General features: G+C 69.6%; 15 protein-coding genes. 9 read left to right on the top strand and 6 right to left on the bottom strand.

What is annotated here, in order from left to right:
- Positions 1-17: 17 nt before the first annotated feature.
- Positions 18-1,160, bottom strand: a complete 1,143-nt coding sequence (locus RJQ01_RS01415; RefSeq protein WP_350474912.1) for an enolase C-terminal domain-like protein — start codon at positions 1,158-1,160, stop codon at positions 18-20.
- Between the two features lie 158 nt (positions 1,161-1,318).
- On the opposite strand from RJQ01_RS01415, the gene RJQ01_RS01410 reads away from it, so the two are divergent.
- Genes RJQ01_RS01410 through RJQ01_RS01395 form a run of 4 tightly spaced genes read left to right on the top strand, consistent with a single transcriptional unit; the run spans position 1,319 to position 5,427 of the window.
- The gene (locus RJQ01_RS01410) at positions 1,319-2,233 is read left to right on the top strand and encodes a dihydrodipicolinate synthase family protein (protein WP_350474911.1); all 915 of its coding nucleotides are present in this window, start codon (positions 1,319-1,321) and stop codon (positions 2,231-2,233) included.
- A complete protein-coding gene (locus RJQ01_RS01405; RefSeq protein WP_350474910.1) occupies positions 2,230-3,447 on the top strand; it encodes an enolase C-terminal domain-like protein in 1,218 nt (405 codons plus the stop codon). Before RJQ01_RS01410 ends, RJQ01_RS01405 begins: the two co-directional genes overlap by 4 nt.
- 49 nt (positions 3,448-3,496) lie before the next feature.
- On the top strand, positions 3,497-4,573 hold the full coding sequence (locus tag RJQ01_RS01400; protein ID WP_350474909.1) for a zinc-dependent alcohol dehydrogenase: 1,077 nt from the start codon (positions 3,497-3,499) through the stop codon (positions 4,571-4,573).
- Positions 4,570-5,427 (top strand): fumarylacetoacetate hydrolase family protein, encoded by an 858-nt coding sequence (locus RJQ01_RS01395; RefSeq protein WP_350474908.1) that lies wholly within the window; start codon positions 4,570-4,572, stop codon positions 5,425-5,427. Before RJQ01_RS01400 ends, RJQ01_RS01395 begins: the two co-directional genes overlap by 4 nt.
- A 16-nt stretch (positions 5,428-5,443) precedes the next feature.
- Here RJQ01_RS01395 and RJQ01_RS01390 read toward each other — a convergent pair whose 3' ends face one another.
- From RJQ01_RS01390 to RJQ01_RS01370, 5 genes are read right to left on the bottom strand one after another with little or no spacing between them, the layout of a single operon-like run.
- Positions 5,444-6,784 (bottom strand): DUF58 domain-containing protein, encoded by a 1,341-nt coding sequence (locus RJQ01_RS01390; protein WP_350474907.1) that lies wholly within the window; start codon positions 6,782-6,784, stop codon positions 5,444-5,446.
- 2 nt (positions 6,785-6,786) lie between these two features.
- Positions 6,787-7,758, bottom strand: a complete 972-nt coding sequence (locus RJQ01_RS01385; RefSeq protein WP_350474906.1) for an AAA family ATPase — start codon at positions 7,756-7,758, stop codon at positions 6,787-6,789.
- A complete protein-coding gene (locus RJQ01_RS01380) occupies positions 7,755-9,026 on the bottom strand; it encodes a DUF4350 domain-containing protein (protein WP_350474905.1) in 1,272 nt (423 codons plus the stop codon). The genes RJQ01_RS01385 and RJQ01_RS01380 overlap by 4 nt, the downstream gene beginning before the upstream one ends.
- Entirely contained in the window at positions 9,023-9,742 is a 720-nt protein-coding gene (locus RJQ01_RS01375; RefSeq protein ID WP_350474904.1) for a DUF4129 domain-containing protein, read from the bottom strand. Before RJQ01_RS01375 ends, RJQ01_RS01380 begins: the two co-directional genes overlap by 4 nt.
- Positions 9,739-10,905 carry a hypothetical protein gene (locus RJQ01_RS01370; protein ID WP_350474903.1) on the bottom strand — a complete coding sequence of 389 codons (1,167 nt, stop codon included), beginning with the start codon at positions 10,903-10,905 and terminating at the stop codon, positions 9,739-9,741. The genes RJQ01_RS01375 and RJQ01_RS01370 overlap by 4 nt, the downstream gene beginning before the upstream one ends.
- 120 nt (positions 10,906-11,025) lie before the next feature.
- Here RJQ01_RS01370 and mtrA point away from each other — a divergent pair, with 120 nt between their 5' ends.
- From mtrA to hpf, 5 genes are all read left to right on the top strand, one after another.
- On the top strand, positions 11,026-11,712 hold the full coding sequence (gene mtrA / locus RJQ01_RS01365) for an MtrAB system response regulator MtrA (RefSeq protein WP_350474902.1): 687 nt from the start codon (positions 11,026-11,028) through the stop codon (positions 11,710-11,712).
- A gap of 8 nt (positions 11,713-11,720) precedes the next feature.
- Complete coding sequence (gene mtrB / locus RJQ01_RS01360; protein WP_502885210.1) at positions 11,721-13,388, top strand: MtrAB system histidine kinase MtrB; 1,668 nt, start codon at positions 11,721-11,723, stop codon at positions 13,386-13,388.
- Positions 13,385-15,094 (top strand): LpqB family beta-propeller domain-containing protein, encoded by a 1,710-nt coding sequence (locus RJQ01_RS01355; RefSeq protein ID WP_350474900.1) that lies wholly within the window; start codon positions 13,385-13,387, stop codon positions 15,092-15,094. Before mtrB ends, RJQ01_RS01355 begins: the two co-directional genes overlap by 4 nt.
- 62 nt (positions 15,095-15,156) lie before the next feature.
- Positions 15,157-15,900 carry a ComF family protein gene (locus tag RJQ01_RS01350; RefSeq protein ID WP_350474899.1) on the top strand — a complete coding sequence of 248 codons (744 nt, stop codon included), beginning with the start codon at positions 15,157-15,159 and terminating at the stop codon, positions 15,898-15,900.
- A 69-nt stretch (positions 15,901-15,969) separates the two neighbouring features.
- Positions 15,970-16,662, top strand: a complete 693-nt coding sequence (gene hpf, locus RJQ01_RS01345) for a ribosome hibernation-promoting factor, HPF/YfiA family (protein ID WP_350474898.1) — start codon at positions 15,970-15,972, stop codon at positions 16,660-16,662.
- Positions 16,663-16,675: the final 13 nt, after the last annotated feature.

Genomic DNA, 16,675 nt, shown 5'->3' with positions numbered 1-16,675 from the left:
CGAGAGAGTGTGGAGCGCTACCAGATCGGGGCCACGGTCGCTCCGTCGAGGAAGGCGTCGGGGTTGATGTCGTAGCCGAAGCCAGGCGCGTCGCTGAGAACGAGTTGACCATCTGCCGGTCGGGGATCATCGCTCAGCACCCAGATGGCGCTTCCGCCGTCATAGATGTCGAGGTACTCGCATCGCGGGGAGAGAACCGGACCGTTGGAGATCAGGAAGTGATAGGTCGGCGAGCCCACTCCGTGGCAGATCAGGTCGACATTGTGCGCACGCGCGAGGGAGGCGATCCTCCGGAGTCCGGTGATCCCCCCGGCCCGGTAGATGTCGGGCTGCACCAGATCGATGCGTCCTTCGGTGATGAGGCGCTCGAACTGAGGAAGAGTGAAGGAGTGCTCGCCTCCGCTGACGCGGCAGTTGACGACCTCGCCGACGCGTCGGTACCCCTCGATGTCCTCCGGCATGACGGGCTCTTCGATCCAGGCGATCTGATAGCTCTCGAGTCGGCGCATCATCTCGCGCGCGTAGGGAGCGCTCCACGCCATATAGCAATCGAGGGCGATGAAACCGTCGTCTCCGATGAGCTCGCGGGCCTCCGCGACGACGGCCTCGTTGGCGCGCATCCCCGCCTCGCCGTGCGCTGGACCGTACGGAACCGCGATCTTCACATCGTGGATGCCGAACTCCTCGATAGCGTGGGGGTTCCATGACGTGAGATAGGGCGAGAGATGAGGCGTGCCCTTGCCCCCCAGCAGGTCGTAGACGGGTCGTTCGAGGAGCTTCCCCTTCAGATCCCAGAGGGCGATGTCGATTCCGCTGATCACGGCCATGGGAATGCCGCCGTGTCCGTAGAACGCACTGGCACGCGTCAAGTGGTCGAACAGCGCCTCGGTCGAGAAGCAGTCTTTGCCGACGAGCAGGCTGCGGAACTGGTCATCGATCAGAGTGGCCCCGGCATTCGCGCGCCCTCCGCCCACGAAGCCGTGGCCGACAGTGCCGTCCTCGACGGTGATCGAGACCAGGCCAGAGGTCATCGTGCCGTACCAGGAGCTGCGGCGCTCTGCGTACTCGGGGAACGGCGACATGGGGTTGGCGATGACCTTCTCGGTCAGCCATGACCCCGACATGGGTGTCACGCGCATGTCTACTGACACGATCTTCATGTTCTGCCTCATTCGCTTCACTGCGTTGTCAGGCCCCGTGCGGTCGCCGGGAGTGCCTCCAACTGTAGTTTCATATCTTCTATGATAAGTTGTCAAGCATAGGGACCAAGTTGCCGACCAACTATCGCTTCCCTGGTCGTGCCTCGGAGGGAGACGAGATGACACCGCCGCGCGGCGTGCCGACAGACGGCATCTCGGGCGTCATGACCGTCCTGCCGACGCCCTTCGACGACGACGGCGCGGTGGACGTCGACTCACTCGTCTCTCTCGTCGACCACGCCATCGCCGAGGGGTCCACCGGTCTGGTGTGCTTCGGCTTGGCGAGCGAGCTGTACAAGCTCAGCGACGCGGAGAGGACCCGCATCCTGTCCGTCGTGCTCTCGCAGGTCGCGGGCAGGGTGCCGGTGATCGCGGGTTCCGAGAGCAACAGTGTCGAGACTGCCGTGGCGCGCACGGCCGAGTACTGCGCCGCTGGCGTGGCCGCCGTGATGACGCTGCCGCCGAGCTTCGTCAAGCCGGATCAGGGTTCTGTCATCGAGTACTACAGGGAAGTCGCCTCCGCTGCCGCCGGGGCGCCGGTCATCGTGCAGGATGCACCGACCTGGACGGGAGTCCCTCTGCCTCTGGACCTGCTGCAGCGCGTGCGGGATGTCGCGCCCAACGTTACGCACGTCAAGGTCGAGAATCCGCCTCAGTACGCCACCATCACGGCACTATCGGCAGCGGGCTTTACCTGTGTCGGGGGCTACGGCGCGCTCCACATTCTTGAGGACGTGGAGGCAGGCATCTGCGGCGTGATGTACGGCGCAGGCACTATCGCTGACATGGTCCAACTCTGGAGCAAAGCGCACGGCGGGTCTGATCAGGCCTGGACAGAATTCGAGCGGATTCTGCCTTTGCTGGCATTCCAGATGTCGTCACTAGACGTCTTTGTGGCCGTCCAGAAGTATCTGCTGGCCACGTCAGGGGTGATCGCGTCAGCCCACGTGCGTCGCCCCGGTCGTCCGCTGACCGATCACCAGGTTGACTGGTTGGAGCACATCTTGCTTCGTCGGCTGGGGAGGCCATCATGAGCTCCATGCGATCTGACGAGATTGTGGCGGTTCGATCGAGGATCATCGGCTACTCACAGGCTCCGTCGACCCTTCGACGCAATCTTGTGACCAACACGTCACTGTTCGACGACTTTGACTCCAAGCCTGGCGGTTGGATGGGTCCTGCCTTTTGCACACTCGTCGAAGTGGAGACTCGAGGCGGAGCTCGTGGCGCCGCCACCGCCGGCGCCTTCAATGGAGCCGCGCAGCAGATCATCGATGACTATCTTGTCGACGTCGTGCTGGGGCAGTCTGTGCGACAGCACGAGCTGCTGTGGCAGCGAATGTACCGAACAACGGTACGTTTTGGTCGTCGTGGGCCCGCGGTGTCGGGCTTGTCGGCGATCGACCTGGCCGCATGGGACGCGCACGGCATCACGGATGGTCGGTCGGTCATCGATCTGCTCGGTGGCCCTGCACAATCCTCCGTCCCGTGCTACGTGTCGCGCTTGTACGCGCTTGAGGACCTGGAGGCACTGGCCGACGAGGCTCGCGGTTACATCGCGCAAGGATTCACGAGACTCAAGCAGCGCTTCGGGTTCGGTCCCGCTGACGGCCGCGAGGGTATCCAGCGCAACATCGACCTGATTCGGACTGTCCGTGAGGCCGTCGGCGACCTCGTCGAACTGGCAGCGGACGCCTACATGGGATGGGATCGCGCGTACGCCGCGGAGATGGCGGAGCGCCTTCGCGAGTATCGCCTCTCCTGGATTGAAGAGCCGCTCATGCCTCATGACACCGCGGGCTACGCGGAGCTCCGGCGGCGCGTGCCCTGGCAGCGCTGGTCTTTCGGCGAGCACAGCTACACCAAATGGGACTTCGCCGAGATCATCGATGCTGGAGCGTCCGACATCGTGCAGCCCGATATGAATCGAGCGGGGGGCGTTACCGAGGGGCGCAAGATCGCGGCGCTCGCCGAGGTCTCCGGGCTGCCCCTCGTCCCGCACTCGAACGAGGCGCACAATCTCGCCATCACGTTCTCGCAGGGGGCTCATGTGTGCCCCATCGTCGAGTACTTTCCGGATGTTCAGCCTGACACCGGAAACGAGTTGTTTTGGAGGCTGTTCGACGGCAACCCTGTCGCTGTCGGAGGGTGCCTGAGCGCACCCGCTGGCCCCGGTCTCGGAGTCACCGTCAACGAGGATGCGGTCTCAGAACTGCTCGTCCACGACGGCGGGTGGATCCGCCGGTGATTCTGGTCCCGAGGAGCAGAATTCCCAGAAGCAAGGCGAAAGGAAACGCATGACCACCATGACGGCGCTCGTACTGCGTGAGTTCGGAACCATGGCTGTCGAGCAGGTTCCCCATGCTGCCATAGGTGAGGACGAGGTGCAGATCGCGGTCAGCCACACCGGTATCTGCGGATCGGACGTCCATGGGTTCACGGGGGAGAACGGCCGGCGCTTCCCCGGCCAGGTGATGGGGCACGAGTCCGAGGGCACCATTGCCGCCCTCGGGGCAGGGGTCAGCCCTGAGCTGTTCCCGCACGGCCAGCGTGTGACGTTCAACCCCGTGGTCGTGCCGGTCGAGGATGCTGAGGCTTTCGACGGGCGCGAGCAGCATTGCCCTCGCAAGCATGTGATCGGGGTTCGCGCCGACCTGCCGGCAGCCTTCGCGGATCTCGTCGTCGTTCCTGCGCGGAACGTCGTGCCGATCCACCCGGAGGCCCCGAGAGGCTCAGGTGCGCTCGTCGAGCCTCTCGCGGTCGCAGCGCACGCGGTGCGTCGGTCGAGTGTGGTCGCCGCCCAGCGGGTTCTCGTCGCCGGCGGCGGGCCCATCGGGCAATCGCTGGTGATCGCGTTGCGCATGACAGGAGTCGAGCAGATCGTCGTGAGCGAGCCTGACCCGGCCCGGCGCGACCTCGTTGCACTCCTGGGGGCCATTGCCGTGGACCCGCTCGCTGCCGATTCGGCGGTGTACGACGGCGTGGTGGCGGCCTTCGGGGCTCCGGCGGACGTCGCGTTCGACGCTGTGGGCGTGTCGGCCACGCTCGCGAACTGCCTCGCCGCGGTTTCGCTGGGCGGCACTGTGTGCCTCGTCGGCATGGGCGCACCGCATGTGGACCTTGATGCTTTCTCGGTGAGCACGGCCGAGCGCACGATCGTGGGCACCTTCACCTACTCGGCCGACGCCTTTCGCGAGGCGTCGCGCTGGATCGAGCAGCCGGGGCTCGGTATCGAGCATCTGATCAGCGCGGTTATCTCGCCTCATGAGGCACCGGCGATGTTCACCCAGCTTGCCGAGGGGCACGGCCCGGCGGGGAAGGTGCTGGTCGCATTCAACGAGCCCGGGGCAGCCCGGGGAGAGGAGACATCGTGAGATTTCGCAGACTGGGCCCCGCGGGCCAGGAGATCCCTGTCGTCGTCGACGCTGAGAGCCGGGTCTTCGACCTCACGCCGGTCACCGAGGACATCGACGGCGGATTCCTGGGCGGAGACGGAGCCGCGCGCGCCGCGGACGCCCTGGAGCGCGGTTCGCTCGAGCTGCTGGCAAACTCTGCCGATCTGCGGGTCGGCCCGCCGATCGTACGGCCGCAGGCTGTGATCTGCATCGGCCAGAACTATGCGGCTCATGCTGCAGAGTCAGGTGACAGTCCTCCCCGTGTTCCGATCATGTTCTTCAAGCATCCGAACACGGTGGTGGGGCCCTACGACAACGTGCACCTCCCTCCGAACTCCACGAAGCTCGACTGGGAGGTGGAGCTCGGGGTCGTGATCGGGCGCCGCGCGCGCTACCTCGCGACGCCGGACGACTCCTCGGCCCACATCGCGGGGTACGTGGTGAGCCACGACGTTTCGGAGCGCACCTGGCAGGTCGAAGACTCCGGGGGGCAGTGGTCCAAGGGCAAAGTCGCGGAGACCTTCAACCCGCTCGGCCCGGAGCTGGTGACCGCGCAGGACCTCTCGAACCCGCAGAACCTCCGGCTGTGGTCGACGGTCAACGGCGAGCCGCGTCAAGACTCCACGACGGCTGACATGGTGTTCACGATCGACTTCCTCGTGTGGCACCTCTCGCAGTACATGGTGCTGGAGCCTGGCGATGTCATCAACACCGGGACCCCTCAGGGTGTCGGCATCTCGGGCCGATTCCCGTACCTGTCGGTGGGGGACGTGGTCGAGCTCGGTATCGAGGGCCTCGGGGTGCAACGCCAGGTGGTCGTGGCCGCACCCTGAGTGGCCGCGTGAATGCTCACAGGCGCCCGGCGGCCTTGTACGCGAGGTAGCGGTCGGCGAGGGCCGGCGGCAGGTCGAGCGGGGCGGCCGCGACGACGTCGCCACCGAGTCGGCGGACGGCGGCTCCGACGCGTTCGGCATCGAGCAACGCCCGTTCGGCGGCCGCGGCGCGGTACACGGATGCCCGATCCGAGCGGTCCGCGGCCGCGTCGAGCAGCGCGGGGTCGGTCACGGAGGCGACGACGACGAGGTGCTTCGCGGTCAGCTGGGGCAGCATGGCGAGCAGTGCGCGGGTCGCGCCGGGCGACTCGAGCGGCGTGGCGAGCACGACGAGTGCGCGTTGCGAGGTCATCGATCGCACGAGCGACGGTACAGCCGACCAGTCGGTCTCGAGCAGCTCGGGGTCGATGGGCGCCATCGTCTCGACGAGCCTGGTCAGCAGTTCGGCGCCTCGCGCCCCTTGGACGCGGCCGCGCACGCGGCGGTCGAATACGGCGACGTCGACCCGGTCGCCAGCGCGGTCGGCGAGGGCGCTGAGCAGCAGTGCCGACTCGAAGGCTGTGTCGATGCGGGTCTCGTCGGCAATGCGCGCGGCGGAGGTGCGCCCCGAGTCGACGATCATGACGACGTGCCGGTCGCGCTCGGGGCGCCATGTGCGCACCATGAGGGTCTGGGCGGGCCCGCCGCTCGGCCCGGGGCCGCCCGAGCGCCGTGCTGTCGCGCGCCAGTCGATGGAGCGCACGTCGTCGCCCCGCACGTACTCGCGCAGCGAGTCGAACTCGGTGCCCTGGCCGCGCACCATGACCACGGTGCGTCCGTCGAGCTCGCGCAGCTTCGCGAGCCGCGAGGGCAGGTGCTTGCGGGAGGCGAATTCGGGCAGCACGGTGATGGTGCCCGGCACGCGGATGCTCGCCTGGCGCCCGGCGAGGCGCAACGGGCCGAGTGCACGGATCGTGGCGAGATCGGCACGACGCTCTCCGCGACGCCAGGGCGTGAGAGTCGTGATGACCGCGCGCCGCTCGCCGGGCGGGACGCGCAGGGGCTGCCGTCGCGGTCGCGCCCCGGCGGAGGGCTCCCACGCGTCGCGGATGATGCCGCGTAGCGTGCGCCGACCGGGGTTCGAGACGAGCAGGGTGGCGCTGGCGCTCTCGGTGAGGCGCACGCTGCCTGGGGAATCCCGCTCCAGGCGGGCCGCGCGAGGCGAAGCGGCCAGCGCGAGGTCGAGCGCCGCGAGCACCACGCAGGCAAGCAACCAGAGCCCGACCGCGCCGACCGCGCCGAGTGGAGTGTCGACGAGCACCACGACGGGCACGACGCCGGCGGCGACGAGCAGGACGAACCAGCCGGTGACGGCCATGGCTACAGCGGCACCTGCACCTGCTGCACGATCGAGCGCAGGATCGTGTCGGCAGAGACCCCTTCGAGCTCGGCTTCGGGCCGCAGGGCGATGCGGTGCCGCCACACGGGAAGCAGCATGGCCTGCACGTGGTCCGGCGTGATCGCCTCGGCCTCCTGCAACCAGGCCCAGGCCTTCGCCGCGGCGAGGAGCGCGGTGGTGCCGCGCGGGCTCACGCCGAGCTTTACCGAGGGGCTCTGGCGTGTGGCGCGCGCGAGGTCGACGATGTAGCCGAGAAGCTCGGCGGAGGAGCGAACCTCGGCGACGGAGGCGCGCGCCGCGGTGATGGCGTCGGCGTCGACGACTCCGGTGACGCCCGCGGCGGCGAGGTCGCGCGGGTTGAAGCCGTCGGCGTGGCGCTGCATGACCTCCACTTCGGCGTCACGGGCAGGCAGGTCGAGCACGAGCTTGAGCAGGAACCGGTCGAGTTGCGCCTCAGGCAGCGTGTAGGTGCCTTCGTACTCGACGGGATTCTGGGTGGCGGCCACGAGGAAGGGATGCGGCAGCTGGTGGGTTTCGCCGTCGACGGTGACCTGCCGTTCCTCCATCGCTTCGAGGAGGGCTGACTGCGTCTTGGGGGGCGTGCGGTTGATCTCGTCGGCGAGCAGGATGTTGGTGAACACGGGCCCTGGGCGAAACTCGAAGTCGCCCGCCTTCGCGTCGTAGACGACCGACCCGGTGACGTCTCCGGGCATGAGGTCGGGGGTGAATTGCACGCGTGTGGTGCGGAGATCGAGAGCCGCACTGAGCGAGCGCACGAGAAGCGTCTTGGCGACTCCGGGTACGCCCTCGAGCAGCACGTGGCCGCCGGTGAGCAGGGCGACGATGAGGCCGCTCACGGCGCCGTCCTGCCCGACGACGGCCTTGCCGACTTCGGTGCGCACCTGTGCGAAGCGACTGCGGAGGTCGGATGTGCGGCGGGGGTCTGCGGTCATGGGTCCATTCTTCCGGTCGTCGGCTGGGTTCGGGACGGGTCGGCGGTGGGGTCGGGCGCGTCTGCCGACTCGTCGAGGCCGACGCGCTGCTGGACGTCGCGCTCCAGCTCGAGAAGCTGGTCGCTGAGGGCGACGAGCGCACGGTCGCTGTCGGGCTCGCGGTCGACGAGCAGGCGGCGCAGGGCATCCGGGGCACGGCCGGTAATGGCGGCGACGGCGTTCACGATGTCGTCGACACCGGAGGCACGCCCGAGGGCGAGCCCTTCGGCGAGGCGGCGCAGGGTGCCGACGCGTAGCGCGTCGAGTGCTCGCAGTCGGGCGCCGTCGCGCGCGTAGAGGCGCGCGCGGCCCTCCATCGTCTCGGTCGTGCGCACGGTGACGGGCAGCTGCTCGACGACGACGGGGCCGAGTCGGCGTCCGCGCCAGACGGCGGCGGCGAGCCCGGTGGCGAGCAGCAGCCAGGCGACGGGGTTCACCCAGCCGGGGGTGAGCTCGTCGAGGGAGGGGCTCGCTAGGTCGGCGGGGGTGGGCAGATACCAGACCAGTCTCGGATGCTCGCCCAGCAGCCCCAGCGCGAGCGCGGCATTGCCGGCCTGGGTGATCTGGTCGTTCTGCACGGCGCCGCCCGCGCCGAGCACGGTCACCGCACCATCCGTCGCGCCGGTGCCGTACTGCACGAGTGCGGCACCGGCGTCGCTCGTGAAGCACTCGAGCCCCGCCGTGCTCGTGTAGCCGACGCCAGAGGCGTCCACGGCGCCGGCGCGCTGCGCGAGCGGCAGGTCGCAGTCGGCCTCGGCGCGCTCGTCGAGCTGGTCGCCGGGTATCGCATCGAGCCCGAGCGCGTCGAGGCCGAACAGCGGGGGCTCGAGCAGCACGAGGTGCTCGGCGAGCCCGGCGAGCTCGCCCCAGCGGTCGGCGTCGAGCAGCAGACGCGGGTCGCCGACGGCGAGAGTGGCTGGGCTGTCGCCTGCGAGCGCGCGTCGTGCATCGGCGAGGGTACCGACCGCGGTGACGTCGATGCCTTCAGCGCGCAGTACCTCCAGTACGGCGCGCGAGCCAACGGGGGCGGCCTCGTCGGCGCCCCAGCGGGCGAGCTCGCGGCCTGAGCCGTTCAGCACGACCATGAGGATGCCGAAGCTCAGAAGCCCGGCGATGGCGACACCCCAGTAGAGGGAGCGTCGCACGACGCGCCGGACCGTGGGGGTGGTGACGACGGTGGCGAGCGAATCGGGGAGGGAGGCCGCGGTGGAGGGGGCGGTGAGGCTCATCGGGGCACCGCCCCCGGGTCGACGGTGCCGCCGCCCGCGCTTCCGCTCGTGTTCGCGGTTGCCCGGGCCAGCGGCGCTGGGCTGCGCTCGAGCCGCTCGTCGAGGTCGCGCACGTGGGCGTAGCCGGCGGCGTCGCCCTCCTGACCGAGGTACCGCACATCGTCGAAACGATCCGCGGCGGTCTCGAGCAGAGTACGCAGCTCGGGATAGCGGGCCGCGGCGGCGCGGGCAAAGCCGTGCCCCGTGGTGCCAGGCAACACGCTCACGATCGTGCGCTCGTCGAGGGCGCGGGCTGTCGCGCGGTAGCGCTCGGCGATGGCAGTGGCCCAGTCTCCGCCGCTCGCCGCCTTCTCGGCGTCTCGTCGAAGCTCTCGAGCCGTACGCCGGTCGGTCTCGCCGAACAGCTCGACGGCGACGGTGCTGCGGCGGCGCCAGCGGGGCAGACCGTAGAGCAGGATCGCGATGAGGATGCCCGCTGCGAGCAGCACGGCGATGACGACCAGCGCGAGCGCGGGCGGGCCGCCACCGCCGACAAGCTGCCACGAGCCGAACCAGTCGAGCACCGCCTGCGAGAGCAGGTCGAACCACGTGGGCTGCGTCTCGGCGTAGGCGGGGTCGCTCAGCTCCTCGAGCAGCAGGTCGCGGGCATCCGGTGCATCGGGCTCCAGGGGCGCGCGTCCCCGTGGCACGCGCGCGTGGGCGAGGAGCCGCGTCACGTGCCGTGAGGCTGTTCGCGCTGCGTGTCCGTCTCGTACGGATCGTGGGGGTTGAGGCCGGCCGCGCGCTCTTCGACGACGCGCTGAAGGTCGAGGTCGAGGCCTTCCTTGCGCATGCGGATGTCGATGTAGAGCAGCGCGGTGGCGCTCGACAGCAGCACAGCACCGATCGCGCCGATGACGACGGTGACGGCAATGAGGAGCACGTTCGAGCCGATGATGAGCGCGATGCTGCCCGTGGGGTCACCGGCCGGGTTGACCAGCACGCCGCCGAACCCGGCGGCGAGCTGGAAGGGGAAGGAGACGACGCCCGAGGCGATCTGCACCATGACGGTGACGAGCAGCAGAATGCCGAGGGTGCGCCAGAAGTGGCCGACGACGAGGGTCCACCCGCGGCTGATCGCCGCGCCGAGGGGGAGACGCTCGAGCATAATCGCGGTGGGGACGAACGCCAGCTTGATCCACAGCCACGCCGCGAGAACGACGAAACCGAGCCCCCCGAAGATGCCGAGGCCCACGGCGAGGAAGGGGCCGGCAGGGCCTGCCCCGACAGCCATGCCGGCGATGAGCAGCACGAGCACGGTGAGGGCGATGACGAGCGCGAGGGAGAGCAGCGCCGTCCAGCCGATGAGCGCCCACCAGCGCCCCCGCCCGCGGGCGAGGAGGGCGCGCAGGCTGAGCTTCTCGCCAAGGGTGCCCCTCGACACCTCGAGCACGATGACGCCTTGCAGAACGGCTTGGGCGACGAGGGAGACGGCGACGGCGATGATGCCGCTCACGATGATGAGCCCGATCGTGCCGGCGCTAACCGCTTCGAGGTCGTCGGCGGAAGCCCGCAGTTCTCGGTCAACGGCCCAGAAGCTCACCGCGAAGCTCAGGCCGAAGGTGACGATGACGACGAGGGCGTTGATCAGCAGGGCCGCGCCGAACGTGGGGCGCGGGTTGCGGCGCAGCACCTGAAAGGTGCCCCCGAGGATGGTGCCGAAGTCCAACGGTCGCAACGGGATGAGCCCCGGCTTGGGCGGGGGGGTCCACCCGGCGGCGGGCTGACCAGGGGTCGGTGCGTAGCCGCCGGGCGACACGCCCGAAGCGCCGCCGCCGTCAGCGCCGTTGTTGCCGTCGGGTTGCCAGCCCGGGGACTGCCAGGGAGAGTCGTTGGTCACCGTGTCGTCCTTCGCGCCGCGCTCTGTCTGCGTATCGAACGTATGGTGTCACACTCGTCTAGGCTGGAGCGACTAAAGGTCGAATCTTGCCGGTGACGGTGCCGACAGAGCGGAGGCTTGATGACCGCGCGCATCCTCGTCGTCGACGATGACACGGCCCTGGCCGAGATGATCGGCATCGTTCTGGGGGCCGAAGGCTTCGAGACGCACTTCTCGTACGACGGGGAGGCGGCTCTCGACGCCTTTGCCGAGCTGAAGCCCGATCTGGTGCTGCTCGACCTCATGCTGCCGGGTCTCGACGGCATCGCTGTGTGCGCCCGCATCCGCGAAACGAGCGGTACGCCGATCATCATGCTGACCGCGAAAAGCGATGCCTCTGACATCGTCGACGGGTTGGAGAGCGGGGCCGACGACTACGTGGTCAAGCCGTTCAATCCGAAGGAGCTCGTGGCGCGCATCCGCACCCGCCTGCGCCCGACGCCCGACAGCTCGGTGGAGACGCTGCGCATCGGCGACCTGCTCATCAACGTCACGGGTCACGAGGTGACGCGCGAGGCCCAGCAGATCTCGCTCACCCCCCTCGAGTTCGACCTGCTGCTCGCCCTCGCCCTCAAGCCGAACCAGGTTTTCACGCGCGAGATGCTGCTCGAGCAGGTCTGGGGCTACCACTACAAGGCCGATACGCGCCTCGTCAACGTGCACGTGCAACGGCTGCGCGCGAAGGTCGAGCTCGACCCTGACAACCCGGCGATCGTCATGACGGTGCGCGGTGTGGGCTATCGGGCCGGGGCGACGACCTCGCCGTGACCCGAGTGATGCCCGCGCCGGTGCCGTACGGCTGGCGCAGCACGGTCGGCCGGCTGCGGCGCCTGTGGCGCACCTCGCTGCAACTGCGCACGGTCGCCATCACGGTGCTCTTCACGGCAGCGGGCGTCACCCTGATCAGCGGCTACATGTCCCTCAGCATCGCGACGAACCTCTACGAGGCACGCAAGCAGCAGGTGCTCGCCGAGGCCCGGCAGGCCACGGCGAGCGCGCAGCAGCTCTTCGACAGCTCGGTGACGCAGACGGGCACGATCGACGTGGAAGCGGCCAACCAGGCGGCGCAGCTGGCGATCAGCAACGTCACCGCGAGCCCCGGAGGCAGCCAGCTCGCGATTCTGCGTACCCCAGGCCAGGTGACGCAGCAGACGATGACGGCGCGGTTCAGCACGGGGCTGGACCTCAGCGTCATCTCGGATGAGCTGCGCGACCAGGTCGCCGACGACGACGGGGTGCTGTACTCGCAGGCGGTGTCGATTCCCCAGGAGGAGCGCATGGACCCCGGCATCGTCGTGGGCAGCGCCCTCGAGGTGCCGACGGCAGGGCAGTACGAGCTCTACCTCGTCTACAACGTGCGGGACGTGCAGGAGACCCTCGACTTCGTGCAGCAGACGCTGGTGATCGGCTCGCTGCTGCTGATCGGCACGATCGGCCTCGTCACCTACTTCGTCGTGCGTCTCGCGATCGGCCCGGTGCGCCTCGCGGCCGAGACCGCCGAGCGTCTCGCCGACGGGCAGCTCGATCAGCGCATCCCCGAGCGGGGGGAGGACGTCATCGCGACCCTCGCGCGCTCCTTCAACCGCATGGCCGACAGTCTGCAGCGGCAGATCACGCAGCTCGCCGACCTCTCGCGCGTGCAGCAGCGGTTCGTGAGCGACGTGAGCCACGAGCTGCGCACCCCGCTCACGACGATCCGTCTCGCGGGCGACGTGCTGTACGACCAGCGCGACCAGTTCACCCCGACGACGGCGCGCACCGCTGAGCTGCTGCACACGCAGGTGGACCGTTTTGAGGTGATGCTCGCCGACCTTCTCGAGATGAGCCGCTACGACGCCGGCGCGGTGGAGCTCGACGTCGAGCCGACGAACCTCGTGCGGCTCGTCGAGGAATCGCTCGAGAGCATCGGCCCGCTCGCCGACGAGCGCAGCAGCGAGCTTCGGCTGGTCGCCCCCGGCGGCTACTTCGAAGCCGATGTGGATGCCCGGCGCGTGCGGCGCATCCTGCAGAACCTGCTCGGCAACGCTGTGGACCACGGCGAGGGCAAGCCGATCGTCGTGCACGTCGACTCAGACTCGGACGCCGTGGCGATCGCCGTGCGCGACTACGGCCTCGGCATGGACGAGATGCAGCTCGAGCGCGTCTTCGACCGGTTCTGGCGCGCCGACCCCTCCCGGCAGCGCACGACGGGCGGCACGGGTCTCGGGCTCGCGATCGCGACGGAGGACGCTCACGTGCACGGCGGGCAGCTCGATGTCTGGTCACGGCCAGGAGAGGGCACGTGCTTCCGGCTCACCCTGCCCCGTCGTCGCGGCGAGGCCATCGGCCGCTCCCCGATCGACCTGCCGCCGGCTGAGCCGCTCGACGACGCGCTGCGGCCCGACGACGCGCCTCTGCCGCACGACGCGCCGGGCGAGCGCGCAGCAGGGGAGGGGCAGCGATGAGCGCGACGCGCACACGGGGGCGGAGCATCCGTCGGCGCGCGCTCGCTCTCCTCGCCCTGCCGGCGATCTTGCTCGCGGGCTGCGTCTCGGTGCCCTTCGAGAGCGGGGTCGAGGCGGGTGGCCCGATCGACACGGGGGTCGACGCGAACTTCGACTTTCTGCCGTCAGGGCCGAGCGAGGGTGCGAGCCAGGAGGAGATCCTCTCCGGTTTCCTCACGGCGACGACGGCCTCGCAGGACAACTACCGCATCGCCCGCTCCTACCTCGCTGACGACACCGCCGAGACCTGGAACCCCTACGCCGGCACGCTCGTGCGCGCGCGCGAGGGCACCGTCGTGCGGGTCGACGACACGACCCTGAGCTACACCGTGCCGGTGACGGCATCGGTCGACTCGGTCGGCCGCTACACGTCGAGCGAGTCAGCGACGGCGCAGAGCCTGCCGCCGTTCGGCTTCGTGCAGGTGGAGGGGGAGTGGCGCATCGCCGAGCTCGGCGACGGCATCCTGATCTCGCAGCAGGCGTTCCCCAACGCGTTCAGCCAGCACACGCTCTACTACTACGACCTCGCGTTCCGCAATCTCGTGCCCGACCTTCGATGGTTCCCCGCGCGGGCCGAGGTGCCTACCAGGATCGTACGCGCGCTGCTCGAGTCGCCGACGAGCTGGCTGCAGGACGCGACCGTGTCGGCGGTGCCGGAAGGCACTCAGCTCGCAGCGGCGCCCGTAGAGGTTGTCGACGGCGTCGCGCGCGTCGACCTCACGAACGAAGTGCTCGGGCTGAGCGACGACGCCCGGCAGCTGCTGCGGCTGCAGCTGGCGGCGAGCCTCAGAGCGGTAAGCGGCGTCGCCGGCGTGCAGGTGACCGTCGATCAGAACGTCCTCGCGATTCCCGACTTCACCGCGGGCGCTCCGGAGGTCGTACCGCAGGTCGACGCTCGAACTCTCGCCCTCACGGAGGACGGCTTCGGCTTCGTCACGGGCGCCGGCGAGGTGGAGGCGCTTGGCTCGCTCGCCGACTCGGTCGAGCAGCGCGAGGCGACGCGGCTCGTTCTGGGCCCTTCGCGCACGATCGCCGCGCTCCTCGGGCCAGAGGGCGTGTGGCTCGCTCGCACGAGCAGCGCTCCCGACCTCCTGCTGGATGCGCGGCCAGGGCTCGTCGGGCCCGGCATCGACGGCTATCAGTTCGTATGGTCGGTTGCCGCGGACGGCGCGGGCGGCGTGCTCGCGTTCGAGCTCGATGGCACTCCTCGCGAGGTCGACGCCGCGCTGCCCGACGATCAGCGCATCGTGAGCATGCAGATCTCGCGGGACGATACGCGCGCACTGCTGCTGCTCGATGGCGCGACCGGGCCGCGGCTCGTGGTCGCCTCGATCGTGCGGGATGAGGCGACGGGGGTTCCGGTGCGGCTCGGCGAGCTTCGCGAGCTGCCTATCTCGGGCGACGGCGCGATCGATGCCACGTGGGTCGACGAAGTGCGGGTCGCGAGCGTGTCGGTGACGGAAGACGGCACCGTCGTGGAGCTGCACGAGGTGGGGGGACGCTCGCGCTCGCTGGGGCTGCCCCCGGGAGCGGTGCAGATCGTCGGCGGCAACAGCGGCGTGGAGGGAATCCGCGTGCTCGGGCAGAACGGCGCCATCTTCGAACCGCGCGGCAGCGGCTGGCAGAGCACCGGTGTGCGCGCTTCCTTCCTGGCGACGCAGCAGTAGGGGCTCTCCACCGCTCCCGGCCAGGCGCACCACCGTAGCGCCCGCGCCGTCAGGCTCGTCGCATGGATGCGCTGGTGAGGGCGGCGGCCGGAGCGACCGCAGCGGCCTGGGCGCTCATCGCCCCGGTCGAATGCGCGGGATGCTCCGCCCCCGATGTCGTGCTGTGCCCGGCGTGCGCTGGCGACCTGAGGCCGCGGCCGCGGGCTGCAACCCTCGACGGGCCGGTCGGAGCCGTGCCGCTCGTCTCGCCCCTGCTCTACGAGGGCGTGGCGCGCCGGGTCATCCTCGCGCTCAAGGAAGGCGATCGCACCGAGCTCGCCGGTGCTCTGCGGCCAGCAGTGCTCGCCGCCGTCGAGAGTGCGTGCGCGGGAGTCACCCCGGGCGCGCCGCCGCTGCTCGTCCCCGTGCCCGGTGGCGCGTCCGGTGCGGCTCGGCGCGGGTACCATCCGGCCGAGCTTCTCGCGCGTCGCGCCGGGCTGCCGGTCACGCGCGTTCTGCGCCCGGCGAGGGGCCGCGCGCGAGCGCAGAAGCGGCTCACTCTCGCGCACCGGCGCGAGATCGACCCCTCGCGCTGGAGCGTGAGCCCGCGGGTGCGGGGCGCGCGGGTGGTTCTGCTCGATGACGTCGTGACGAGCGGCTCCACGCTGCGCGCGGCGGTTGACGCGCTCAGCACGGCGGGAGCCGAGGTCGTGGCATGCGCGGCGATCGCGGCGACACCCCGCCGGGTGGGCGAGTCGAGCATCCTCTGGAGAATCTCCGATGACCCTCTCGGCGGAATCGATGACAACCGCGAAGCGGGGGACTAGCGTGAGGTCATGGAAGGCGCGACAACCGCCTGACCCCGGGCGGCGCGCACCGACTCGAGGGAGGTCGACGTGGATATCACCATCACCGGACGCAATATGGGAATCACGGACCGGTTCCGCGACTACGCCACCGAGAAGGCCGAGAAGGTCGAGCACCTCGCCGATCGCGCGCAGGTTCTCGAGATCAAGGTGTCGCGGCATCATGACAAGGCCGGTCGTGGCGGTCACGTCGGCGATGACCGTGTCGAGATGACGCTCATCGGCCCCGGCCCCGTCGTGCGCGCCGAAGCTTCCGGCAGTGACAAGTACGTCGCCTTCGACATCGTCATCGACAAGCTCATGGAGCGTCTGCGTCGCGCGAAGGACAAGAAGAAGGTGCATCGCGGCAAGCACCGCCCGGTGTCGCTGCGGGAGGCGACGGCCGACGGCTTCAGCGTCGTCGACATCACGCCCGCTGACCCCGAGATGATCGAGAAGGTCGCCACGGGCGCGATCCCGACGGCGGGGGAGGCTGCGGCCGAAGGTGACGAGGCGTACAGCCCCGTCGTGATCCGTACGAAGGTCTTCCCCTCCACGTCGATGACGGTCGACGAGGCCGTGGACCACATGGAGCTGGTCGGGCACGACTTCTTCCTCTTCATCGATGCCGAGACCGACCGGCCGAGCGTCGTCTACCGTCGCACCGGCTGGAACTACGGCGTCATCGGCCTGGAGACCGAGCCCGCTGCCGAGACGCCCGCGAAGGCGCGCCGACGGGGCTGAGTGGGATGCGCCC

Origin of the sequence: Microcella sp., assembly GCF_040286215.1 — a bacterium.
Lineage (GTDB): Bacteria > Actinomycetota > Actinomycetes > Actinomycetales > Microbacteriaceae > Microcella.
This window is presented reverse-complemented; position numbering and strand designations above follow the sequence as displayed.

Coding starts and splice junctions, on each gene's coding strand:
- RJQ01_RS01415 (WP_350474912.1), bottom strand. CDS start 1,160: ATGAAGATCGTGTCAGTAGACATGCGCGTGACACCCATGTCGGGGTCA.
- RJQ01_RS01410 (WP_350474911.1), top strand. CDS start 1,319: ATGACACCGCCGCGCGGCGTGCCGACAGACGGCATCTCGGGCGTCATG.
- RJQ01_RS01405 (WP_350474910.1), top strand. CDS start 2,230: ATGAGCTCCATGCGATCTGACGAGATTGTGGCGGTTCGATCGAGGATC.
- RJQ01_RS01400 (WP_350474909.1), top strand. CDS start 3,497: ATGACCACCATGACGGCGCTCGTACTGCGTGAGTTCGGAACCATGGCT.
- RJQ01_RS01390 (WP_350474907.1), bottom strand. CDS start 6,784: ATGGCCGTCACCGGCTGGTTCGTCCTGCTCGTCGCCGCCGGCGTCGTG.
- RJQ01_RS01385 (WP_350474906.1), bottom strand. CDS start 7,758: ATGACCGCAGACCCCCGCCGCACATCCGACCTCCGCAGTCGCTTCGCA.
- RJQ01_RS01380 (WP_350474905.1), bottom strand. CDS start 9,026: ATGAGCCTCACCGCCCCCTCCACCGCGGCCTCCCTCCCCGATTCGCTC.
- mtrA (WP_350474902.1), top strand. CDS start 11,026: ATGACCGCGCGCATCCTCGTCGTCGACGATGACACGGCCCTGGCCGAG.
- mtrB (WP_502885210.1), top strand. CDS start 11,721: ATGCCCGCGCCGGTGCCGTACGGCTGGCGCAGCACGGTCGGCCGGCTG.
- RJQ01_RS01355 (WP_350474900.1), top strand. CDS start 13,385: ATGAGCGCGACGCGCACACGGGGGCGGAGCATCCGTCGGCGCGCGCTC.
- RJQ01_RS01350 (WP_350474899.1), top strand. CDS start 15,157: ATGGATGCGCTGGTGAGGGCGGCGGCCGGAGCGACCGCAGCGGCCTGG.